The following is a 22,092-nucleotide window of genomic DNA, read 5'->3' on the forward strand; positions in this document are numbered from 1 at the left end:
CCGGGCGGTGGCCCGCCGTGTTGTTGAGTGCGCTGCTGCCTGCGAGGACCCCTCATGCTCGATGCCTTCTCGGCCCTTTCCCGCGGTACCCGCCTGGTCTATGGCCGCGGCCTGCGCCGCTACGTCTTCGTGCCCATCGCCGTCAACCTGCTGGTCTATGCGGCCATGCTGCATTACGTGCTGGCCAACTTCGGGGCCTGGCTCGACGGCTGGATGGCCATGGTGCCGGGGTGGCTCACCTGGCTCTCCTGGCTGATCTGGCCGCTGTTCGTGATCAGCCTGGTGCTGATCGTGTTCTTCACCTTCACCCTGGTGACCCACCTGATCGCCGCGCCCTTCTACGGCTTCCTGGCGGCGAAGGTCGAGGTGGTCGCCACCGGCCGGCCGCCGCTGGACGACCGTGGCCTGCTCCGGACCGCGGTGGACGCCCTGGGCCGCGAGCTGGTCAAGCTGGCCTACATCTTGCCGCGGATGGCGCTGCTGTTCGTGATCAGTTGGATCCCGCTGCTCAACCTGGTCGCCCCCTTGCTGTGGTTGGCCTTCTCGGCCTGGATCATGGCCATCACCTACCTCGACTATCCCATGGACAACAACAAGGTGAGCTTCGCCGACATGCGCCGCCGTCTCGCCGCCCGCTGGTGGCCGACGCTGAGCTACGGCGGCTGGGTGACCCTGATCACCTGGATCCCGCTGGCCAACCTCTTCCTGCTGCCCGGCGCCGTGGCCGGCGCGGTGCTGATGTGGGAGCGGCACTACCGCGGCCTGGAGTCGGTCCCCGCCCCGCGCTGACCGGGCCAGGGGGGCGGCTGCTATGCTGTAGACGACGATGTTCGCCCCTTACCCCTTCTTTCCCTCATGCAGCCGACAAGGAAACCGCTACATGCCGCTTCGTGCTTCCCTGATGTTCGCCGCCGGCCTGGTGCTCTCCGCCACCGCCCTGGCCCACGACTACCAGCTGGACGATGTGCGGATCAGCCATCCCTTCGCCACCCCGGCCCCCCCCAGCGTGCCCCACGCCGCGGCCTACGTGGACATCCGCGTCGACGGCAGCGAGCCCGCCGTGCTGGTGGGGGCCCGCAGCCCGGCGAGCGAGACGGTCGAACTGCACGACATGGCCATGGACGACGGCGTGATGCAGATGCGCCGGGTCGAACGGATCGATATTCCCGCCGGCACCCTCCAGACCATGCGTCCCGGCGGTGGCTACCACCTGATGCTGTTTGACCTCGTCGCCCCCCTCAATGACGGCGATCGCTTCCCCCTGACCCTGGAGTTCGCCGAGCGCGGCGAGATCGAGGTGGAGGTCTGGGTACAGAGCGCCGGGGAGGGCAGCGAGGACGCCGCGGATCACCATCATTGAGGCGAGCTTGGCTCGCGACCCTCGTCGATGCCGTACCCGTTGCGTCTCGTCCCGGCGTAAATCCAGGGCGTCCAGCGTGGTGGCCACGGCATCGAAGAGCCGCTCGACCATGGTCCTGACCTCTGTCGCTTGGCGTTGTCCTGAACAGTGCATGGATATCAATGACTTAGACGGGGAGACCGCCATGCGGCACCACGGTCGCGCTCATATGGTTCATCCAGCACAGCAGGACAACTGCTTGACATCCTTGGTGAAGGTCTGGGCACAGAGCTTGAGGCCTTCCACCATGGTCAGGTAGGGAAACAGCTCATCGCCGATGGCCTGCACGGTCATGCGGGCGCGCAGCGCCATCACTGCGGTCTGGATCAGCTCACCGGCTTCCCCCGCCACCGCCTGGACGCCCAGCAACCGCCCCGAGTCGCGTTCGGCCACCATCTTGATGAAACCACCGATGTCGAAATTCACCAGCGCACGCGGCACGTTCTCCAGATCGAGCACGCGGGTCTCCACGCTGAAGCCCTGCTTGAGTGCCTCGGCCTCCGTCAGGCCGACGGTGGCCACCTGGGGGTCGGTGAAGATCACCGCCGGCATGGCACTGAGGTCCAGGGTGGCCTCGCCGCCGGTCATGTTGACGGCGGCTCGGCTGCCCCCGGCGGCGGCGACATAGACATACTCCGGCTGATCGGTGCAGTCACCGGCGGCATAGAGTCCCGGCACCGTGGTTTGCAGATGCTCATTCACCAGAATCGCGCCACGCGCGGTTTCCACGCCGATGCCCGCCAGGTTCAGCGCCTCGGTGTTCGGTGTCCGTCCGGTGGCCACCAGCAGTTGATCCGCCCGCAAGGTGCCGGCGTTGGTGTCGACACTGAATTCATTGTCGGTGTAGTCCACGCGGCTCGCCTGGGTCTGCTTGAGCACCTCGATGCCCTCGCGGCGAAACGCCGCCTCCACCGCGTCCCCCACCGTCGGGTCTTCCTGGGAGAGCAGGCGGCTGCGGGCCAGCAGGGTGACCCGGCTGCCCAGCCGGGCGAAGGCCTGGGCCAGTTCCAGGGCCACCACCGAGGCCCCGATCACGATCAGCCGCTGGGGAAGGGTGTCCAGGGTCAGCGCGCTGGTGGAGGTCAAGTAGGGGGTGTCGGCCAGCCCCGGCACCGGCGGTTCTGCCGGACGAGCGCCGGTGCCGATGAAGGCGCGATCGAAGCGGACGGTCTGCTCGCCGCCTTCCTTCAACTTGACCGTCAGATGCTGGGCATCGACGAACCGGGCCTCGCCATGCAGGACCGTGATGGCCGGGTGGTCGCGCAGAATCCCCTCGTACTTGGCATCACGCAGTTCCTCCACACGACCCTGCTGTTGCCTGAGCAGCTGCGCCCGGTCCACCACCGGCGCCTGGGCGCTCAGGCCTGCATCGAAGGGGCTTGCCGTGCGCAAGTGGGCAATATGGGCGGCGCGAATCATGATCTTCGAGGGCACACAGCCGGTATTGACGCAGGTGCCGCCGAGGGTCCCGCGTTCGATCAGGGTGATGCGGGCGCCGCGTTCGGCGGCCTTCAGGGCCGTCGCCATGGCGGCGCCGCCGCTGCCGATGACCGCGATGTGCAGCTTCTTGACGTCACTCATGGGGCGTATTCCTTGATTTGCTGGAGCTGTTGGCACAACGGGCGTCGTACTGCTTTTTACGCCAAATCGCATAAATGGTCAGGCCGATGAAAAAGGCCAGGGCCGGCAGTAGCACATAGTCGAGATAGCCGGTCAGAGCCGCCAGGCCCACCGTGCCGAGCAGGATCACCAGGATCGGCGTAAAGCAGCACAGCGCCACCAGGACGGTGCCAATCACGCTCACGCGCAGTAGGGTTTTCGGGTTCTTCATGGTCACTCCTGATCCGCTTGCGCTGTTTTCATGGGGAACCTCCTCTCAATAGAACCACGGCAGCGTGTAGGGAAAGACGAGCGCGGTCAGTACCAGTAGCGACACGATCCAGAACATGACCTTGTAGCCCGTCCTGACACGTGGCACGGCACATAGCTCACCTGGCTGGCACTTTTCCACTGGCCGGAAGATCCGTCGCCAGGCGAAGAACAGTGCCACCAGCGCCACGCCAATGAAGAGCGGGCGATACGGTTCCAGGGCAGCAAGGTTGCCGATCCAGGCGCCGGAAACTCCCACCATGATCAGCACCAGCGGGCCGAGACAGCAGGCCGAGGCCAGGAGGGCCGCGATCCCTCCGGCGGCCAAGGGGCCCCGCCCCGATTTCGATGTTGACATTGCGCTTGCCCCTTTCATGACCTTGTTCACTGAGGTAAGGTTATTTCCGTAGTCAGATACGGAGTCAAGGCGCATGCGGAATGAATTGAACTCTCTGACCATCGGCGGCCTGGCCAAGGCGGCTAACGTGCATGTCGAGACAATCCGGTATTACCAGCGCCGGGGGCTACTGCCCGAGCCAGCCCGGCCCTACGGCAGTATCCGCCGTTACGGTACCGCCGAGGTGTCGCGCCTGACCTTCGTGAAAACCGCGCAGCGGTTGGGCTTCAGCCTCAACGAGGTGGCCGAGTTGCTGCGCCTGGAGGATGGCACCCATTGCCAGGAAGCCAGCACCCTGGCCGAGCACAAGTTGGAGGATGTGCGAAAGAAGATCGAAGGTCTCCAGCGTATCGAGCAGGTGCTGGACGAGATGGTACACAGCTGCCACAGAGAGGAAGGCAACATCACCTGCCCACTGATTGCGTCATTGCATGAAGGTCTCGGCGAGGCGGGGGATCCAAGGGCGTAACCCATCGGCAGTGAGTAGATAAACGACTCAGCCAGAGATCCTGGCCTCTTTCGCTACCGAGGTCAGAATCACCAACGCCTTCACCGAAGCCATTAACCGCCTGGCCAAGGATAAGAACCGTGAAGCCGGGGCTACTCGTTCGAGGGGATACGAGCCCGGATGCTTTACGCCCTTTGACGCCTGGAAATCCATGCGCGAAAGGCTCAGGCCGAGGCGACGGACTCGGGCGCGGCCAGGCGGGCGGCCGGATAGACACAGCGGAACCGTGCGCCCCGGCCGGGACGGGACTCGATCTCCAGGCGGGCGTCGTGGCGCAGCAGCACGTGCTTGACGATGGCCAGGCCCAGGCCGGTACCGCCGGTGGCGGCGCTGCGCCCCTTGTCGACCCGGTAGAAGCGCTCGGTGAGCCGGGGGATATGCACGGGGTCGATGCCGTCGCCGTCGTCCTCCACCTCCACGCAGGCGCCCTGGGGATGGGGCTTCCAGCGCAGGGTGACCTGGCAACCCTCGGGGGTGTAGCGCACGGCGTTGAAGGCGAGGTTGGAGATCGCGCTGCGGATCTCCTGCTCGCTGCCGATCAGCCGCCGGGCTTCCTCGACCTCCACCGTGATCCGCTGGCGCCCGGCGGAGAGCGCCTCGGCGTCGCGGCGCACGCTCTCCAGCAGTGCGTCCATGGCCAGCGGCGTGTGGTCGTCGCCCCCCTGGTCGATCTCCAGCCGCGAGAGCAGCAGCAGGTCGTTGACCAGGTTCTGCATGCGCGTGGTCTGCTCCTGCATCTGGGAAAGACCGCGGGCGAAACGCGGCGGCAACCGGTCGGCGCCGTTCTCGGCAACGTAGCTCGAAAAGGTCTCCAGGTAGCCGGCCAGCACGGTCAGCGGCGTGCGCAGCTCATGGGAGACGTTGGCCACGAAGTCGCGGCGCATCTGTTCCAGGCGATGCAGGCGGGTGATGTCGCGGGCCATCAGCAGGCGCTCGTCGTCACCGTAGAGGGTGATCTGGAACTGCAGGATCAGCCGCTCGTCGATGGGCGAGGGCAGGGTCAGGGGGTCGCGGTAGTCGCGGGCATTGAAGTAGGCGACGAAGCGCGGGTCGCGGATCAGGTTGGTGACGTGCTGCCCGCGGTCGTGGGCGGCCTGCAGGCCGAGCATCCGCGCGGCGGCGCTGTTCCACCACTCCAGGTCGCCGTGGCGGTCGAGCATCACCACGCTGTCGCGCATCGCCTCGGAGGATTCCTGGATGCGCTTGAGGGTGCTGCGCAGCCGGCTCTGGGTGAGGCGCTGGCCCTTCTGGTAGCGGTAGAGGCGGTCGAACAGCTCGCCCCACAGGCCACCGGCGGCGGGGGGGTCGGCCTGGGGATTGTGGGTCAGCCAGGCGTGCAGGGCATGCAGCCGGCGCAGGTGGTGGAGCAGGCAGAGGGCCAGGCCGACGGCGAGACCGAGCCCGGGGGCCGAGAGCGGCCAGCCTGCCAGGGCGCCGAGGCCGGCGAGCAGGACCAGGCGCCAGAGTTCACGGCTCCAGAGGCGCACGTCAACCCTTGGCGGAGAACCGGTAGCCGGTGCCACGCACGGTCTGGATCAGGTGCTGATGGGTGTCGCCCAGTGCCTTGCGCAGGCGGCGGATATGCACGTCCACGGTACGCTCCTCGACATAGACATTGCCGCCCCATACCTGGTCGAGCAGCTGACCGCGAGTATAGGCGCGCTCCTGGTGGGTCATGAAGAACTGCAGCAGGCGATACTCGGTGGGGCCCATCTCCACCGCGCGGCCGCGGGAGCTGACCCGGTGGCTGACCGGGTCGAGCAGCAGCCCCTCGACTTCCACCGGCTCCTCCACGCCCCGCGGCGTGGTGCGACGCAGCACGGCCTTGAGGCGTGCCACCAGTTCCCGCGGCGAGAAGGGCTTGGTGATGTAGTCGTCGGCGCCGGCCTCGAGCCCCTGGATCTTGTTGTCCTCCTCGCCCTTGGCGGTGAGCATGATGATCGGCAACTCGGCGGTGGCCTCCTCGCGCTTGAGGCGCCGGGCCAGCTCGATGCCGCTGGTACCGGGCATCATCCAGTCGAGCAGCACCAGGTCGGGCTGGCGGTCCACCACCATGGCGTGGGCATCCTGGGCATTGTCCGCCTCGAGGACGCGATAGTCGGCCATCTCCAGCGCCACGGCGATCATCTCGCGGATCGACGCTTCATCATCGACGATCAGAACGGTCTTGGCGGTCATCGCGGGGCCTCGTGGTCAATGACGGTCGATGACGATGACATCATGCCATGATGACAGTTGGATGACAGCGCCGCCATGGCCCCTCCAGCCACAGGGCTATTTGTCCCCGACGCCCCGTACGTTGGTAACTGTGATTGCCTTGCCCTCAGCCGGCGGTGGGCCAGAGGCTGAGCGCGATACCGGCGAACACCACCAGGCCCGACCAGTGATTGTTGAGGAAGGCCTGGAAGCAGCGGTCGCGCTCCCGGTGGCGGATCAGGAACTGCTGGTGGACGAAGGTCGCCACCATGGTCGCCAGCCCGAGCCAGAAGAAGCCGCCCAGGGCCAGGCGGGCGCCGGCCCAGGCCAGCAGGACGAGGGTCAGCCCCTGCAGCAGGCCGATCATCAGCCGGTCGGCGCGGCCGAACAGCACGGCGGTGGACTTGATGCCGATCTTCAGGTCGTCGTCGCGGTCGACCATGGCGTATTCGGTGTCGTAGGCCACCGTCCAGGCCACGTTGGCGGCGAACAGCAGCCAGGCCTCGGCCGGTACCGTCCCCAGTACCGCGCCGAAGGCCATGGGAATCGCCCAGGAGAAGGCGGCCCCCAGGAACAGCTGGGGCAGGTGGGTGTAGCGCTTCATGAAGGGGTAGATGAAGGCCAGCACCACCCCCACCAGCGACAGCATCACCGTGAACAGGTTGGTGAACCACACCAGCACGAAGGCCGCCGTCACCAGGACCAGGAACAGCGCCTGGGCCTCGCCCTCGCTGATCCGCCCCGTGGCCAGGGGACGGTTCCTCGTGCGCTTGACGTGGCCATCGAAGTTCCGATCGGCATAGTCGTTGACCACGCAGCCGGCGGCGCGCATCAGGTAGACCCCGGCGACGAAGATCAGCAGCACATCGCGGCCGGGCACGCCCTCGGCGGCGAACCACAGGGCCCAGAGGGTGGGCCACATCAGCAGCCAGGTGCCGATGGGGCGGTCGAGGCGCGTCAGGTGCAGGAAGTCGGGCACTCGGGCCAGGCCCTTGGGGCGCATCAGGGATCGGTCCATCTCGTCCTCGTGATATCCGGTTTGGCTGCCCGGGAGCCTAGCGCGAAGGCAGCCCCAGGTCATCCGCCATGCGATCGAGAAAGAACTCCTGCACCAGCAACGCGAAGTGCCCGTGGCGGAACACCGAGCGTCGCCCCCAGGGGCCGCCGTCCGGGTGGAAGGGCGGCGGCGAGGCGGTGACCTCGATGGGGCTGCGTTCGAGATCCGGCAGGCGGAACAGCCAGCTGCCCAGCGAGCGCTCGCCGAGCCGGTCGAGGCGCTGGCCACGCAGCCGGGCCAGCGGCGCCACCGACCGGGCCACCACCCAGGGGCGCCCGTCGAGGCAGAGCGCGACCTCCCGGCGCCAGGCGTGTCGGGGGAAGGGGATACCCAGTGCCCGGGCCTCGTCGCGTCGGGGCCGAATCAGCCGCTGGTCGAGCAGCCGGACCCGGAAGGCGCGTTCACCACCGGCGTCGATCAGTCGTGCGGTGAGGGAATCGCGCGAGGCGATCCACTGCCACCAGTCGGGACTCATGGCCGGACGGGCCGCCGCCAGGGGGCGCCAGATGGGGCAGGATGGGCTGGTATCGGACGTCTGGCCGTCGTGCACCGGGTCGCTCCGCGTCACTGTGTCTATCCGGGGCTGTGGAGGGGTGCGTAGTGTAACATGTCGTCTCCAGACGCTTCCCCGTGGTAGCCCCGGCGTGGGCCCAGTGCACGAAGGAGTTCCATGAGCGCTCCCCTGACCATCATCGGCTCCGGCATGGCGGGCATCGGCCTGCTCCGCCAGCTGCGGGCCCTGGACGCCGAGCGTCCCGTCACCCTGATCACCGCCGACAGTGGCGACAACTACTCGAAGCCGCTGCTCTCCACCGGCTTCGCCAAGCATCTGCCCCCGGGGCGGCTGGCGGCTCGCTCGGCGCTGGAAGTGGCCGACCGGCTGGGTGCCGTGGTGCGCACCCACACCCGGGTCGACGCCATCGACCCCCGGGCCCGCACCCTGCGCCTCGGGGAGGAGCGCCTGCCCTGGAGCGAGCTGGTGCTGGCGACCGGTGCCAGGCCGGCACGGCCCTTTGCCATTCCCGAGGCCCTGCACGATCGTGTCTTCACCATCAACGACCTGGACGACTATCGCGCTTTCCACGCCGCCCTGACGGCGCTCGGTCGGCCGGCGCGGGTGGCGATCATCGGCGTGGGGCTGGTGGGCTGCGAGTTCGCCAACGACCTGACCGCCGGTGGCCATCGGGTGAGCCTGGTGGCGCCGGAGCAGGCGCCGCTGCCGAGGCTGCTGCCCGAACCCCTGGGCCGCGCCCTCGGCGAGGCCTTCGAGGCGGCGGGCATGCAACTGCATCTGGGGCGTCATCTGGATACGCTGGAGGCGGCGGGCACCCATGTCGGCGTGGCGTTGAGCGATGGCAGCCGGCTCGCGGCCGACCTGGTGCTGGTCGCCACCGGGTTGCGGCCCCGCTCCGACCTTGCCGAGGCGGCCGGGCTCGCGGTCGGCGACGCGGGCATCCTCACCGACCGCCTGCTCGCCACCTCGGCCCGCGGGGTCTTTGCGCTGGGCGACGTGGCCTGCGTCGACGGGGTCAATGCCATGTATGTCCTGCCGTTGCAGGCCAGTGCCAAGGCCCTGGCCAGGACGCTGGCCGGGACCCCCACGCCGGTGGCCTATGGCGCCTGGCCGGTGCTGGTCAAGACGCCATTGCTGCCGGTGGTGGCGTTGCCGCCGGCCCGGTCGCCGGCACGCTGGCGCATCGAGGGGGAGGGGGGCGATCTGGCCGCCTTCGCCGAGACCGAGGACGGACGTTTGATCGGATTTGCGTTGACAGGGGCCTGCGTCCGTCGGAAAGTCGAACTGGCGCGGGCGGCCCCGCCGTTGCTAGGCTAGTGTCGTCAACGACGGCGCCCCCGGCGCTTCTGCCGGGTCTGCTGCGTCGTTGCTGATTGGTGTCATTCGCATGTCGTCATTCCGATCGCGCGTCACCCGACCCGGATGGAGTGTTCTGGGGAGGCCGCATGCGAGTGATACAAAAAGCAGGGTGTCATTGACTCAGATATCAACAACAACACCGGCGAGCGATCTCGCCGGGAATCAAGCCAATACCAGGAGGGCTGTATGCGTAAACCAGAACTCGCTGCGGCGATTGCCGAGCGTGCCGATCTCTCCAAGGACAAGGCGAGCCAGGTGCTCAACGTGATCCTCGACGAGATCACCGGCAGCGTGTCCCAGGGGCAGGATGTCTCGTTGATCGGCTTCGGCACTTTCACCGTGCGCGAGCGCGCCGCTCGGACCGGCAAGAACCCCCAGACCGGTGCCCCGCTCAAGATTCCGGCCAGCAAGACCGTGGCCTTCAAGCCGGGCAAGGGGCTCAAGGACGCCGTCACCCAATAGGCCATCTCGAAAGCCAGCCGGTGCTCTGAAGCGGCCCGCGGGGACGCGGGCCGCAGGACCATCTCCTCACCACTCCTCGGGCGGCGGAATCGACATGAAGCTGCGATTGATGCTCTGGCTGCTGGGACTGCTGCTCAAGCGTGCCCTGCGCCGCAAGCCCCGTTTCCGCGAACTGCTCACCGACATGCGTGGCCTCGACTGGGGCATCGGCACCGAGGACCTCTCCATCGCCCGTCATTACCGCATGACGCCACGCGGCATCCGCACCGGCGCCGGGCTGCCGGTGGATCTCGACCTGGAGCTGCGCTTCGAGGACGAGGCCACGGCCCTCAGGGTACTCAAGAAGCCCACCCAGCAGGCCTTCCTCGACGGCATGATGGCCGGCACCGTGCGCCTGGTCGGCGACTCCGGCGACCTGCAGAGGCTGCAGCGGCTGCTGAAGCACCTTTGAACGCCCAAGGGGTTGCCTGACGTCGCGGCTTTCCCGGCGACAGGTCTACGCGGAGGCGCTGTGAACCCCTCCCTGGGCGCTACATTCTTCTTCCCTGAAGAATGACCTCCGCTCCACCCTGTCCCCGGCGCCGCTCGCATCAGTCGTAACACGCTATCATCCTGCTCGGCGCTCGGCCCTGTCACACCTGCCCGTAGCGCCCCGCCTCCTCGCCCAGCCAGCGACGGATCAGCGGCCGGCTGGCCTCGGGGTGGGTGGCGAGCAGTGCCTCGGCCAGTGGCGAGACCCGCTCGAGCAGGTCGGCATCGCGCTCCAGGTCGGCGATCTTCATCTGGGCGAGCCCCGTCTGGCGGGTCCCCAGCACCTCGCCCGGGCCGCGCAGCTCCAGGTCCTTCTCGGCGATGCGGAAGCCGTCGGTGGTTTCGCGCATCACCGACAGGCGCTCCCGGGAGTGGGCCGAGAGCGGCCCGTGGTAGAGCAGCACGCAGAAGCTCTCGGTGGAGCCGCGCCCGACCCGTCCGCGCAGCTGGTGGAGCTGGGAGAGCCCCAGTCGTTCCGGGTTCTCGATGATCATCAGGCTGGCGTTGGGCACGTCGACGCCCACCTCGATCACCGTGGTGGCCACCAGCAGGTCCAGCTCGCCGGCCTTGAAGGCGTCCATCACCGCGGCCTTCTCGGCCGCCTTCATGCGCCCGTGGACCAGGCCGATGGAAAGCGCCGGCAAAGCCTCGGTGAGTTCGTCGCGGGTCGCCTCGGCGGCCTGGCACTGCAGCGCCTCGGACTCCTCGATCAGGGTGCAGACCCAGTAGGCCTGGCGGCCCTCGGCGCAGGCATGGCGGATACGCGCCACCACCTCGGGGCGGCGCTCGTCGGGCACCACCACCGTCTTCACCGGGGTGCGGCCGGGCGGCAGCTCGTCGATCACCGAGACATCCAGGTCGGCGTAGGCGCTCATCGCCAGGGTGCGGGGGATCGGCGTGGCGGTCATCACCAGCTGGTGGGGTGTCAGTCCCCCGGCCTCGCCCTTCTCGCGCAGCGCCAGGCGCTGGTGCACGCCGAAGCGGTGCTGTTCGTCGACGATGGCCAGCCCCAGGCGCTGGAAGTGGACGTCGCCCTGGAAGAGGGCATGGGTGCCCACCACCATGCGCGCCCGGCCATCGAGGATCGCCGCCTTGGTGTCCAGCCGCGCCTTGCCCTTGAGCTTGCCGGCCAGCCAGGCGACCTCGATGCCGAGCGGTTCGAACCAGGCGCGGAAGGCGCGGTAGTGCTGCTCGGCGAGGATCTCGGTGGGCGCCATCATCGCCGCCTGGCAGTCGCCGGCGATGGCCGACAGGGCGGCCATCGCCGCCACCACCGTCTTGCCCGAGCCCACATCGCCCTGGACCAGGCGCAGCATCGGCATTTCGCGCGCCAGGTCGGCCGCGATCTCGTCGAGTACCCGGCGCTGGGCGGCGGTCAGCGAGAACGGCAGCTGGGTGAGAAAGCGCGCCTGCAGGCCGCGCCCGCTGGGCAGCCGGGGAGCGCCGTCGGCCTGGATGCGCAGGCGCACCTCGCGCAGGCTGAGCTGGTGGGCGAGCAGCTCCTCCAGGGCCAGGCGGCGGCTGGCCGGATGACGGCCGCTGGCGAGCTGCTCGGGGTCGGCCTCCGGGGGCGGCTGGTGCAGGGCCCGCAGGCAGTGGTGCAGCTCGGGCAGGCCGAAGCGCCTGCGCAGCGCCTGGGGGAGCCAGTCGGGCAGCGCCTCCGGGGTGGCGTCGAGGCACGCGAGAGCCTGCTCGATCAGCGGCCGCAGCCGCGTCTGGTGCAGCCCCTCGGTGGTCGGATAGATCGGCGTCAGGTGATCCTCCACCGGCGGGGCATCGCTGCTGAGCAGCCGATACTCCGGATGGTAGATCTCCAGCCCGGTGGCCCCGGCCCGGGCCTCGCCGAAGCAGCGCACCCGCGCGCCGGGGCGGAACTGCTGCTGCTGGGCCGGCGAGAAGTGGAAGAAACGCAGGCTGAGGATGCCGGAGCCGTCGCGCAGCCGTACCAGCAGGCTGCGCCGACGACCGCGGACCACCTCGCCGGCCACCACCTCGCCCTCTACCACCGCCTCGTGCCCGGCACGCAGGGTGCCGATGGGGGTGATGCGGGTGCGATCCTGATAGCGCAGGGGCAGGTGAAACAGCAGGTCGGCTACGCTGGCGATGCGCAGCCGGGCGAGCTTCAGCACCAGCGCCTCGCCGACCCCCTTGAGTGACGTGACCGGTGCATCAAGGGCATTTATGTCAGCGCTCATGCCGGCTCGGGTTCGGTCTCGCGGCAGCGAGCGATGGCGTCGGTCACGGCATCGATGGCCCTGGGCCGCGGGAAGCTGGCCCGCCAGGCGACGGCCACGGTGCGGGAGGGTGACGGCGGGCTGAACGGCCGGCTGGTCAGCAGCCCGCTCTCGTAGTGGCCGGTGCCGATGGCCGAGCGCGGCAGTACCGTGATGCCCAGCTTGGAGGCCACCATGTGACGGATGGTCTCCAGCGAGCCGCCTTCGGCGGTGAGGGTATTGCTGGGGCTGTTGAGCTTGTGGCTGATGGCCGGGCAGGCCTCGAGGATCTGGTCGCGGAAGCAGTGGCCCTCGCCCAGCAGCAGCAGGCGTTCCTCGAGCAGGGCCTCCTTGTCGATGCTCTCCCGCACGGCCCAGGGATGGTCGGCCGGGATCAGCACCTCGAACTCCTCCTCGTAGAGCGCCTTGGTGACCACGTCGGTCTCGGTGAAGGGCAGGGCGATGATGATGGCATCGAGCTCGCCGTTTCTCAGCTTGCGCCTCAGGTTGCCGGTGAAGCCCTCCTCGATGTAGAGCGGCATCTGCGGGGCGCCGGCGGCCAGTGCCGGCACCAGGTGCGGGAACAGGTAGGGCCCGATGGTATAGATGGCGCCGATGCGCAGCGGGCTGGCCAGCTGGTCGCGGCCGGCCGTGGCCAGTTCCTTGATCACGCTGCTCTGTTCGAGCACGCGCTGGGCCTGCTCGACGATCTTCTCGCCCAGCGGGGTGACCTGCACGGTTGACTTCGACCGCTCGAACAGCGCCACGCCCAGCTCTTCCTCGAGCTTCTTGACCGCCACCGACAGGGTCGGCTGGGAAACGAAACAGTGCTCTGCGGCGCGCCCGAAGTGGCGTTCCTGGGCCAGGGTTACGATGTAGCGAAGTTCTGTTAGAGTCATCTTGGTGCCGGTAGGCATCCTCTCGATACGGGTGTTGCCCCGACGCACGGGGGCGCGATGCACAGGGACAGAATAATGCCAATAGGGACTTTTTATCAGGGGGCGAGGGAAAGGTGAAGAAGACGACTCTCATTCTGGGCTGTGGCGATATCGGCATGGCCCTGGGACAACGGCTGCAGCGGGCAGGCCAGCGGGTGATCGGCGTACGGCGCAACACGGCGGCCCTGGAAGGCAGTGGCCTCGAAGCCGTGTCCGCGGACCTGGGCGACGCCCCCCGCCTGGCCGAGCTCCCGGATGCCGACGTGCTGGTCTATGTGGTCAGCGCCGATCACTTCGACGAGGAGGCCTATCGGGCGGCCTATCCGGGCGGCCTCAAGGCGGTGCTGGCCGAATACGCCGGCCGCGGCAAGCGGCCACGTCATGTCTTCTTCGTCTCCTCCACCAGCGTCTACGCCCAGCAGGACGGCGAGAAGGTCGATGAAGCCAGCCCCACGGCGCCATCGGGCTTCTCCGGCCAGTTGATGCGCGAGGCCGAGCAGGCCCTGATCGATCACCAGCTGCCGGGCACGGTGGTGCGCTTCTCGGGCATCTATGGCCCCGGTCGCGACCGGCTGATTCGCCAGGTGAGCGAGGGGCGTATCGCGCCCGCCAGCCCGGCCATGTATACCAACCGCATCCACCGCGATGACTGCGCCGGCGTGCTGGCGCACCTGATCGGCCTGGCGCTGGCCGGCGAGCCGCTCCATGAGCTCTATCTCGCCAGTGACTGCGAGCCGGCGCCGTTACACGAGGTGATGACCTGGCTGGCCAGGCAGCTCAAGGTCGAGGCCACCGAGACCATCCAGTCGCCGCTGCGCCGCCGGGCCAGCAAGCGCTGCGACAACGCCCGCCTGCTGGAGAGCGGCTACGTCTTCCGCTACCCGAGCTACCGCGAGGGCTATGCCCAGGTGCTCAAGGAGAGTGGCTTTCTGCAACACCTGAAGGCTTGACTGTGCTGCCTACCAAGGGTGGCGATAGGTGACCGAATAAGCTTCTAACCCGTTGTTGGGCGGCTTGATGTGGGCATTGGAGTAATGCACGGCACTGATGCCCAGCTCGCCCCCCTTGCCCAACTTCACCCCGGTGGCAATGCGTGACTCGAACTGGAAGGCGGTGGACAGCTCGCGCGACTCGACTCGGGTATTGAGAAACAGTCCGGCACCGACGCTCCCCTCGACAAATATCGAGCGCTCTCCGGCGAAGGTATAGCGGAACGCCGGGGTCAGCACCCAGGCCGCATTATCGTCTTCGTCGTCGCCGGGAAGTAATAGCACGCCGGTGGCCAGGCGCAGGCTGAGTTGCGGGTGCCAGTGGCTGAGGTCGTAATCGCGGTCGAGGGTGACTCTCAGCGCCGGGGTGCTGACACTGGTGGACCCGAGCTCAAGACTCGGGTCCGCATAGGCATCGGTGGTCATGATCAGTGACAAGAGCGCGAGAGCAACGGCGAGGGTGAGGGCGGGGAGTGGGGAGACGTTCATGTTGACTCCTTTGGCAAGGCCGTTCGAGCGAGGGTAGCGTAGCACCCCCCCCGCTGCTGGGGCACCGAGTGTATCAGTGCCAGCTGATTAAAGCGCCATTCAAGGGACGTGCTTAGGCATGTAGTCGCGGGGGGGTGGAGCGCCTTACGCAGCAGGGTGACATGGGGCAGGAACGGGCGCCTCGGGGGCGTGAAACCGCATACCGTCAGCTCTTTCCAGAGGGTCTGGTACAGGACTTCCAGGCCCGGGGCCGGTGACTGACTGCCCAGCCACAGAATGCCGCCACGCCTGAAGTAGCCAAGATGGTCCAGCGTCCACTGACCGGTCGGACAGTCGAAGTGTCGGGTCAAGGTGATCAGGCGCGAGGCCCGCGCCGGGGAGACATCGCCGAGAAACGCCAGGGTCAGGTGCAGGGCCTCGTCGCGCGGGCGGCGCCCGCCGCACGTGCCCTGCACCTGCCGCGCCAGCGTGGCCAGCTCGTGGCGCAGTGCCTCATCGGGCCACAGGCCGAAGAACAACCGCATCATTTCAACGCTGGTCTGTTGCGAAAATTGGCGAGCGAGGGTCAGCCACCTTCTAGTCGCCGATGACCATCACCGCCTCGGCTTCCACCTGGCTGCCCTTGGGCAGCGCCTTCACCCCCATGGCGGCGCGAGCCGGGAAGGGGGCGCTGAAGAACTCCTCCATCACCCGGTTGACGATGGCGAAGTTGTCCAGGTCCACCAGGTAGAGGTTGATCTTGACGATCTCGCCGAGCGACCCGGCGGCCTCCTCGCAGACGGCCTTGAGGTTGGCGAAGACCTGGCGGGCCTGGGCCTCGAAGTCGTCGGAGACGATCGTCATGGTGGCCGGGTCCAGCGGGATCTGGCCGGAGAGGTAGACGGTGTTGCCGGCCTTGATGGCCTGGGAGTAGGGGCCGATGGCGGCAGGCGCCTTGTCGGTATTGATCACGGCCTTGTTGCTCATGGGATGCTCCGCGTTGACGTTCGATAAGGATCGTTGAAGAACAGGAACCCGCCCGCCGTGTCCCCGGCGCGCGGCTCCCCAGGGAATGAGTCAGTTGCCGACGCGCGAGATCCTGCCGATGTGGGACAGGTTGCGCAGGCGCTTGATGATCCTGGCCAGATGGACGCGGTCGTGCACCGCCAGGGTCAGGTGAACGATCGACAGCCGGGCGTCACGCTCCTCGATGCCGATGCGCTCGATGTTGGCCCCGGCGTCGGTGGCCAGGCCGGCGAGTTCGGCCACCAGGCCGCGGCGGCTCTCCACTTCCAGCCGCAACGCGACGGGGAAGTCCTCGTCGACCTCGTCGGACCACTCCAGGGCGAACAGCTTGTCCGGGTCGCTCTTCAGCTCGCCGAGATTGCGGCACTCGGTGCGATGCACCACGATCCCCTTGCCCACCGAGAGATGGCCGATCACCGGGTCGCCGGGCAGCGGATGGCAGCAGCGGGCGAACTTGATCACCATGCCCTCGGCACCGCTGATCACGATGGGGCCGTGGGGCCGGCCCTGGCGATCCGCCGTCGCGCGCGCATCGCCATGCTGCAGGTCGATCAGCCGGCGTGCCACCACATGGGCGACCCGGGTGCCCAGGCCGATGGACTCCAGCAGGGAGTCCTCGTTCTTCAGCGTGAGCTCGGCCAGCAGGGTGCGGAGCGGGCCGTCGGGCAGCTCCTCCAGGCTGGTCTCGAAGTCGGCCAGGGACTTGTTGAGCAGGCGCCGGCCGAGCTGCACCGCCTCGGTCTGCTGCTGGTGCTTCAGGGCATGGCGGATCGCCGAGCGTGCCTTGGCGGTGATCACGAAATTGAGCCAGGCCAGGTTGGGCTTGGCCCCGGGGGCGGTGATGATCTCCAGGGTCTGGCCGCTCTCGAGCCGGGTGGAGAGCGGTGCCAGGTGGCGGTCGATGCGGCAGGCGATGCAGCTGTTGCCGATATCGGTATGCACGCTGTAGGCGAAGTCGATCACCGTGGCGCCCTGGGGCAGCTCCATGATGTCGCCCTTGGGCGTGAAGACATAGATGTCGTCGGGGAAGAGGTCGTTCTTGACGTGCTCGATGAACTCGAGCGAATCCCCGGCGTGGCGCTGCATCTCCAGCAGCCCCTTGACCCAGGCCCGGGCCCGGGCATGGCTGCCCTCGGCGATGGGATGCTCGGTCTGGCCGGCCTTGTAGAGCCAGTGGGCGGCGATGCCGTTGTTGGCCATCGCCTCCATCTCGCGGGTGCGGATCTGCACCTCGATGGGCATGCCGCTCGAACCGAACAGGGTGGTGTGCAGGCTCTGGTAGCCGTTGGCCTTGGGGATGGCGATATAGTCCTTGAAGCGGCCCGGCACCGGCTTGTAGAGGTTGTGCACCACGCCGAGGATACGGTAGCAGCTGTCGACGTCGTTGGTGATGATGCGGAAGCCGAAGACGTCCATGATCTCGGCGAACGGCTTGCGCTGGTCGCGCATCTTCTTGTAGATCGACAGCAGGTGTTTCTGGCGGCCGACCACGGTGCCGGGCAACCCCTCGTCGTCGAGGCTCGTCTGCAGGGCATTCTGAATCTGGCGGATCGCCGAGCGGCGGTTGCCGCGGGCGCTGGAAACGGCGCGCTTGATGCGCTCGGCGCGCATCGGGTGCAGGGCCTGGAAGGAGAGGTCCTCGAGCTCGACCCGGATGGTGTTGATGCCCAGCCGGCTGGCGACGCGGGCGTAGATCTCGAGCGTCTCGCGGGCGATGCGGCGCTTTTTCTCGGGCCGCAGGGCGCCCAGGGTGCGCATGTTGTGCAGGCGGTCGGCGAGCTTGACGATGATCACCCGGATGTCCCGGGACATCGCCAGCACCATCTTCTGGAAGTTCTCGGCCTGGGCGACCGCCTTGTCCTCGAAGGTGATCTGGGTCAGCTTGGAGACGCCGTCGACCAGTTCCGCCACCGGCTTGCCGAACTGCTCGGCCAGGGCCTCCTTGCCGACCCCGGTGTCCTCGATCACGTCGTGCAGCATGGCGGCCATCAGGCTCTGATGGTCCATGTGCATGTTGGCGAGAATGTTCGCCACGGCCAGCGGATGCGTGACGTAGGGCTCGCCCGAGCGCCGCCGCTGGCCGTCGTGGGCCTGCTCGGCGTAGTAGAAGGCACGCTTGACCTGCTGGATCTCGTCCGGGGGGAGGTAGCCGCCGAGTCGGTCGGCCAGGTCATCGATGGTGAACATGCGGCGCGCCCTGAATCCTGCGTGAGAGCCCTGCGAAGTGAGGCCGGGATCACTCCTCGGCGGCGAGACCCGGCTCGGGTTCGCGGCGGATGCGCACCGGCGCCTCGACCGGTTCGTCGAGCACGTTCTCGTCGATCAGGCCTTCGGCGATCTCGCGCAGAGCCATCACGGTGGCCTTGTCGTTCTCCCAGGGCAGCAGGGCGTCGCGGGAGCCGCGGGCCAGCTGGCGGGCACGCTGGGTGGAGATCATCACCAGCTTGAAGCGGTTTTCGACGTTTTCCAGACAATCTTCGACTGTGACTCGCGCCATGGATGCCTTCCTGAATGCTGGTGGGGAATCGGCGCCGGACCCGCGGTGAGGGCGGTCGCGGGCCAGGATTCCACCAATGGATAGACCCAATAGGTTACTCGACCCCCGGTTCCCCTGACAAGCGCCGCGGCGGGGGTTTCAGGATAAGCGCCTGCGGCTGGGGTTATGACAAGCGCCTGCGGCTGGAGGTCAGGATAAAAGTGCCGCGAGCAGCGGGCCGTGACGCTCGCGGATCTTCTCCAGGGTCAGGCGGCGGGCGATGACCAGCGACTGGAGCTCGCGCAGGGCGGTGGTGAAGTCGTCGTTGATCACCAGGTAGTCGTACTCGTCGTGGTGCGACATCTCCTTGATCGCCTCGCGCATGCGCCGGGCGATCACCGCGTGCTCGTCGGTGCCACGGTTGGCCAGGCGGTGCTCCAGCTCGCTGCGGGAGGGCGGCAGGATGAAGATCGAGACGGCCTCGGGCAGCTGGCTGCGCACCTGGCGGGCGCCCTGCCAGTCGATCTCCAGGATGACGTCCTGGCCGGCGCCCAGCATGGCTTCCACCGCCGGGCGGGAGGTGCCGTAGTAGTTGTCGAACACCCGGGCATACTCGAAGAACTCGCCCCGCTCGATCATCGCCTCGAAGCCCGGCACGTCGACGAAGTGGTAGTTGACGCCGTCCACCTCGCCGGGCCGGCGCTCGCGGGTGGTGTGCGAGACCGATACCTGGATGCCGTCGAGGCTCTCGACCAGTTCGCGCACCAGGCTGGTCTTGCCGGCACCGGAGGGGGCGGAAACGATGAAGAGTGTACCTTGGGCCATGGGCATGCGTCCGATCGAGCCGCTTCGAGGAAGGGCGTACATTATCGCACAATGCCCCCCGGCTTCTACCTGGCGCCGCCCCCCATTCCGGCTGGGGCGATATCGGCGCTCCGGACTCCCAGCTTGTCGGTGAGCAGCTCGAGGGCATGCTGGGCGGCTACCGAGTTGCCGTTCGCGTCGAGGGCCGGGGACCAGGCGCAGACCGACAGCCGGCCAGGCACGATGGCGACGATGCCGCCACCGACGCCGCTCTTGGCCGGCAGGCCCACGCGGTAGGCGAAGTCGCCCGCGGCATCGTACATGCCGCAGGTGAACATGATCGAATTGATTCGGCGCGCCAGGTCCGGTGTGATGAACGACTTGCCGGTCGCCAGGGCGTGGCCGTCGGCGGCGAGGTAGTTCATGGCGACGGCGAGGTCGAGGCAGCTCATGCGTAGCGAGCAGCAGGCGAAATAGGCGTCGAGGACGGCGTCGACATCGTTGTCGATATTGCCGAATGCCTTCATCAGGTAGGCCATGGCGGCATTTCGGGAGCGGTGCTGCCATTCCGATGCCAGCACGTGCCTGTCGATCAGGATCGAGGGGTTGCCGGACAGCGTCCTGGCGATGTCCTGGATATGCTTCGAGGGGGTGGCGAAGGCGCTGACCAGGTGGTCGGCGACCACGATGGCGCCGGCGTTGATGAAGGGGTTTCGGGGCCTGCCGCGCTCCGCTTCCAGCTGCGCCAGGGAGTTGAACGGCATCCCCGAGGGGTTGAGGCCAACCCGTTCCCACAGCGCTTCCCCGTGCGCACGCAGGGCCAGGGTCAGCAGGAACACCTTCGACAGGCTCTGGATGGAGAACGGCTCCTGCGCATCGCCAGCCGTGTACTGCGCCCCGTCGGTGGTGCAGATCGCGATGCCGAACCGGTTGGCATCCTGCTCCGCGAGCGCCGGTATGTAATCGGCGACGCGGCCCTGCCCCAGTGTCTCCCGCGCGCGTCGGTCTATCTCCTCCACCCATGACTGCATCGTCAGCATGACGCCAGGCCTCGGGTCGAAGCGCGTTTCGTGCAGGTATTCATGCGTTGCAGTGACCCCTGACAGGGACGAGAGGGGGCCCGGCCATGGCCGGGCCGGTTGAGGTCTAGCTGGACGAGGGGCTGGCCGCCGCCGCCCGCTGCCGCGACTGCAGGTCCTCGGGCTCGATGTCCCAGGCGGCCGGGTCGATATCCAGGTCGGTGAACTTGCTGGCATCGAAGATGGGCTGTTCGGCGCCGGCGGCGATCTGCGCGTCGAAGTCGCGCATGACCCTGAGGCCGGGCTTGAACAGCATGATCAGGGCGATGAGGTTGGCCAGTGCCAGAAAGCCCATGGTCACGTCGGCGAAGCCGAACACCGTGCCCAGGTCGGTGGTGGCGCCCCAGGCGCAGAGCGCGATGATGGCGACACGGAAGCCATTGAACAGCGTCACGTTCTGGCGGCTGAAGAAGTTGAGGCTGTTCTCCCCCAGGTAGTAGTTGTAGAGGATGGTACTGAAACCGAACAGCAGCAGGGCGATGCTGACGAAGCTGCGCCCCCATTCGCCCACGTGGTCGGCGAGCGCGGCCTGGGTCAGCGCCACGCCGCCGATATCGGCGGTGGTGGCCGGGTCGTAGATACCGCTGAGCAGGATGGTGAAGGCCGTGGCCGAGCAGATGATCAGGGTATCGATGAACACCGAGAAGGCCTGCACGATGCCCTGGTTGGCCGGGTGCGGCACGTAGGCGACCGCCGCCACGTTCGGCGCGCTGCCCAGCCCCGCCTCGTTGGAGAACAGGCCGCGCTTGACGCCCATCATGATGGCCGCGCCGATGCCGCCGCCGATCGCCTGCTCGAGCCCGAAGGCGCTGTTGACGATCAGCATGATCACCTCGGGGATACGGGTGACGTTCAGGGCCAGCACCACGATGGCGACCAGCAGGTAGCCGACCGCCATCACCGGCACCAGGACTTCCGTCACCCGGGCGATCCGCTTGACGCCACCGAAGATGATCAGGCCGACGATAATGGCCATGGCGACCCCGGTGAAGAGCACCGGCACGCCGAAGGCATCGTCCACCGAGGTGGCGACGGCATAGGACTGCAGGGCGGTGAAGCCGAAGCCGAAGGTGACCAGCAGCAGCACCGAATAGAGGCTCGCGAGCCACTTCCAGTTGCTGCCCAGTCCGCGGGCGATGTAGTACGCCGGGCCGCCCCGGTAGGTGCCATTGGGTTCGGCCGTCTTGTAGGTCTGGGCGAGGGTGCATTCCAGGTAGCTGGTGGCCATGCCCATCAGGCCGACCACCCACATCCAGAAGATGGCGCCGGGGCCGCCGAGGGTGATGGCGACCGCCACCCCGGCGATATTGCCGCCGCCGACACGGCCGGCCACGGACAGCAGCAGGGCCTGGAAGGAACTCAGGTGGCCGTGCTTGTCCCGTCTGAACGCCTGGCTGGCACTCAGGATCCGGAACATGCGACCGAAGTAGCGGAACTGGACGAAGCGGGAGGCGAGGGTGAAGCCGATACCGACCGCGATCAGCAGCACGATCAGTATCTTGCCCCAGAGTATATCGTTGATGACATCCAGCATGATGAATCTCCACCGGTGGTTGTTGTTGGCATGGAAAGGTGCGCAGCGGCCGTGTTGGCCGTCGCCGTGGTTGTTAATCGTCTCTGTCGTTGCCGGGCTTTCCGGGGCCCGTGGGTCGTCACGAGCCGACAGATACAACGCAAATGGCGTGCCATCCGGCCGAAAAGATTTAACCCGTTGTTATGGAAAGGCTATTGGCGATGGCCTGCTGGCCGGGGCGAGACGAAGGGGTATAACCGTGGGCTGGCAGGTGCCTGCATCAGGCATGGAAAA

Annotated in this window: 24 protein-coding genes; 7 read left to right on the forward strand and 17 right to left on the reverse strand. The window is 67.6% G+C overall.

The features are described 5' to 3' along the window. The first annotated feature begins 54 nt into the window (after window positions 1-54). Together cysZ and MKP05_RS08790 are read left to right on the forward strand one after the other, a co-directional pair. On the forward strand, window positions 55-789 hold the full coding sequence (gene cysZ / locus MKP05_RS08785) for a sulfate transporter CysZ (protein WP_240567949.1): 735 nt from the start codon (window positions 55-57) through the stop codon (window positions 787-789). 91 nt (window positions 790-880) lie between these two features. Beyond that, window positions 881-1,360, forward strand: a complete 480-nt coding sequence (locus MKP05_RS08790) for a copper chaperone PCu(A)C (RefSeq protein ID WP_240567950.1) — start codon at window positions 881-883, stop codon at window positions 1,358-1,360. A gap of 213 nt (window positions 1,361-1,573) precedes the next feature. Here MKP05_RS08790 and merA read toward each other — a convergent pair whose 3' ends face one another. Genes merA through merT form a run of 3 tightly spaced genes read right to left on the reverse strand, consistent with a single transcriptional unit; the run spans window position 1,574 to window position 3,656 of the window. Further along, on the reverse strand, window positions 1,574-2,980 hold the full coding sequence (merA, locus tag MKP05_RS08795; RefSeq protein ID WP_240567951.1) for a mercury(II) reductase: 1,407 nt from the start codon (window positions 2,978-2,980) through the stop codon (window positions 1,574-1,576). Continuing rightward, window positions 2,973-3,230, reverse strand: coding sequence for a mercury resistance system transport protein MerF (merF, locus tag MKP05_RS08800; protein WP_240567952.1), 258 nt, complete (start codon window positions 3,228-3,230; stop codon window positions 2,973-2,975). The genes merA and merF overlap by 8 nt, the downstream gene beginning before the upstream one ends. 45 nt (window positions 3,231-3,275) lie before the next feature. Then, window positions 3,276-3,656, reverse strand: coding sequence for a mercuric ion transporter MerT (gene merT, locus MKP05_RS08805; RefSeq protein ID WP_439108974.1), 381 nt, complete (start codon window positions 3,654-3,656; stop codon window positions 3,276-3,278). Between the two features lie 43 nt (window positions 3,657-3,699). On the opposite strand from merT, the gene merR reads away from it, so the two are divergent. Next, complete coding sequence (merR, locus tag MKP05_RS08810) at window positions 3,700-4,134, forward strand: mercury resistance transcriptional regulator MerR (protein ID WP_240567953.1); 435 nt, start codon at window positions 3,700-3,702, stop codon at window positions 4,132-4,134. 203 nt (window positions 4,135-4,337) lie between these two features. On the opposite strand, the gene phoR is transcribed toward merR, so the two are convergent. The 4 genes from phoR to MKP05_RS08830 form a co-directional block, all read right to left on the reverse strand. Then, window positions 4,338-5,660: a phosphate regulon sensor histidine kinase PhoR gene (gene phoR / locus MKP05_RS08815; protein WP_240567954.1), complete on the reverse strand. Its 1,323-nt coding sequence runs from the start codon at window positions 5,658-5,660 to the stop codon at window positions 4,338-4,340. A 1-nt stretch (window position 5,661) separates the two neighbouring features. Continuing rightward, the gene (gene phoB / locus MKP05_RS08820; protein ID WP_240567955.1) at window positions 5,662-6,351 is read right to left on the reverse strand and encodes a phosphate regulon transcriptional regulator PhoB; all 690 of its coding nucleotides are present in this window, start codon (window positions 6,349-6,351) and stop codon (window positions 5,662-5,664) included. Between the two features lie 145 nt (window positions 6,352-6,496). Beyond that, window positions 6,497-7,387, reverse strand: coding sequence for a 4-hydroxybenzoate octaprenyltransferase (gene ubiA / locus MKP05_RS08825; RefSeq protein WP_240567956.1), 891 nt, complete (start codon window positions 7,385-7,387; stop codon window positions 6,497-6,499). 37 nt (window positions 7,388-7,424) lie between these two features. Continuing rightward, window positions 7,425-7,994, reverse strand: a complete 570-nt coding sequence (locus MKP05_RS08830) for a chorismate--pyruvate lyase family protein (protein ID WP_439108975.1) — start codon at window positions 7,992-7,994, stop codon at window positions 7,425-7,427. Between the two features lie 102 nt (window positions 7,995-8,096). On the opposite strand from MKP05_RS08830, the gene MKP05_RS08835 reads away from it, so the two are divergent. The 3 genes from MKP05_RS08835 to MKP05_RS08845 all read left to right on the forward strand — a co-directional run bounded on the left by MKP05_RS08835 (window position 8,097) and on the right by MKP05_RS08845 (window position 10,212). Next, the gene (locus tag MKP05_RS08835) at window positions 8,097-9,257 is read left to right on the forward strand and encodes an NAD(P)/FAD-dependent oxidoreductase (protein ID WP_240567957.1); all 1,161 of its coding nucleotides are present in this window, start codon (window positions 8,097-8,099) and stop codon (window positions 9,255-9,257) included. A gap of 168 nt (window positions 9,258-9,425) precedes the next feature. Then, window positions 9,426-9,761, forward strand: coding sequence for an HU family DNA-binding protein (locus MKP05_RS08840; RefSeq protein ID WP_219999963.1), 336 nt, complete (start codon window positions 9,426-9,428; stop codon window positions 9,759-9,761). Between the two features lie 94 nt (window positions 9,762-9,855). Further along, on the forward strand, window positions 9,856-10,212 hold the full coding sequence (locus tag MKP05_RS08845) for a hypothetical protein (protein ID WP_110284361.1): 357 nt from the start codon (window positions 9,856-9,858) through the stop codon (window positions 10,210-10,212). A 181-nt stretch (window positions 10,213-10,393) separates the two neighbouring features. Here the strand turns inward: MKP05_RS08845 and recG are convergent, their stop codons facing one another. Together recG and MKP05_RS08855 are read right to left on the reverse strand one after the other, a co-directional pair. Next, window positions 10,394-12,487, reverse strand: a complete 2,094-nt coding sequence (recG, locus tag MKP05_RS08850; protein ID WP_276316568.1) for an ATP-dependent DNA helicase RecG — start codon at window positions 12,485-12,487, stop codon at window positions 10,394-10,396. Further along, window positions 12,484-13,404, reverse strand: coding sequence for a LysR substrate-binding domain-containing protein (locus MKP05_RS08855; protein WP_240567991.1), 921 nt, complete (start codon window positions 13,402-13,404; stop codon window positions 12,484-12,486). The genes recG and MKP05_RS08855 overlap by 4 nt, the downstream gene beginning before the upstream one ends. A gap of 113 nt (window positions 13,405-13,517) precedes the next feature. Here MKP05_RS08855 and MKP05_RS08860 point away from each other — a divergent pair, with 113 nt between their 5' ends. Continuing rightward, a complete protein-coding gene (locus tag MKP05_RS08860) occupies window positions 13,518-14,393 on the forward strand; it encodes an SDR family oxidoreductase (protein ID WP_110284359.1) in 876 nt (291 codons plus the stop codon). A 9-nt stretch (window positions 14,394-14,402) separates the two neighbouring features. Here the strand turns inward: MKP05_RS08860 and MKP05_RS08865 are convergent, their stop codons facing one another. The 8 genes from MKP05_RS08865 to MKP05_RS08900 all read right to left on the reverse strand — a co-directional run bounded on the left by MKP05_RS08865 (window position 14,403) and on the right by MKP05_RS08900 (window position 21,819). After that, window positions 14,403-14,921: an acyloxyacyl hydrolase gene (locus tag MKP05_RS08865; RefSeq protein ID WP_240567958.1), complete on the reverse strand. Its 519-nt coding sequence runs from the start codon at window positions 14,919-14,921 to the stop codon at window positions 14,403-14,405. Next, window positions 14,918-15,448 (reverse strand): RNA 2',3'-cyclic phosphodiesterase, encoded by a 531-nt coding sequence (gene thpR / locus MKP05_RS08870; protein WP_240567959.1) that lies wholly within the window; start codon window positions 15,446-15,448, stop codon window positions 14,918-14,920. The genes MKP05_RS08865 and thpR overlap by 4 nt, the downstream gene beginning before the upstream one ends. A 49-nt stretch (window positions 15,449-15,497) precedes the next feature. Beyond that, the gene (locus MKP05_RS08875) at window positions 15,498-15,887 is read right to left on the reverse strand and encodes a RidA family protein (protein WP_110284356.1); all 390 of its coding nucleotides are present in this window, start codon (window positions 15,885-15,887) and stop codon (window positions 15,498-15,500) included. Between the two features lie 90 nt (window positions 15,888-15,977). After that, entirely contained in the window at window positions 15,978-18,113 is a 2,136-nt protein-coding gene (locus MKP05_RS08880; protein ID WP_110284355.1) for a RelA/SpoT family protein, read from the reverse strand. 49 nt (window positions 18,114-18,162) lie between these two features. After that, on the reverse strand, window positions 18,163-18,423 hold the full coding sequence (rpoZ, locus tag MKP05_RS08885; RefSeq protein ID WP_110284354.1) for a DNA-directed RNA polymerase subunit omega: 261 nt from the start codon (window positions 18,421-18,423) through the stop codon (window positions 18,163-18,165). 189 nt (window positions 18,424-18,612) lie between these two features. Continuing rightward, window positions 18,613-19,227, reverse strand: coding sequence for a guanylate kinase (gene gmk / locus MKP05_RS08890; protein ID WP_240567960.1), 615 nt, complete (start codon window positions 19,225-19,227; stop codon window positions 18,613-18,615). A 65-nt stretch (window positions 19,228-19,292) separates the two neighbouring features. After that, window positions 19,293-20,246: a glutaminase B gene (glsB, locus tag MKP05_RS08895; protein WP_338072348.1), complete on the reverse strand. Its 954-nt coding sequence runs from the start codon at window positions 20,244-20,246 to the stop codon at window positions 19,293-19,295. A gap of 106 nt (window positions 20,247-20,352) precedes the next feature. Next, window positions 20,353-21,819, reverse strand: a complete 1,467-nt coding sequence (locus MKP05_RS08900; protein ID WP_240567961.1) for an alanine/glycine:cation symporter family protein — start codon at window positions 21,817-21,819, stop codon at window positions 20,353-20,355. Between the last annotated feature and the right edge of the window lie 273 nt (window positions 21,820-22,092).

Source organism: Halomonas flagellata, assembly GCF_022487945.1.
GTDB classification, from domain to species: domain Bacteria; phylum Pseudomonadota; class Gammaproteobacteria; order Pseudomonadales; family Halomonadaceae; genus Halomonas; species Halomonas flagellata.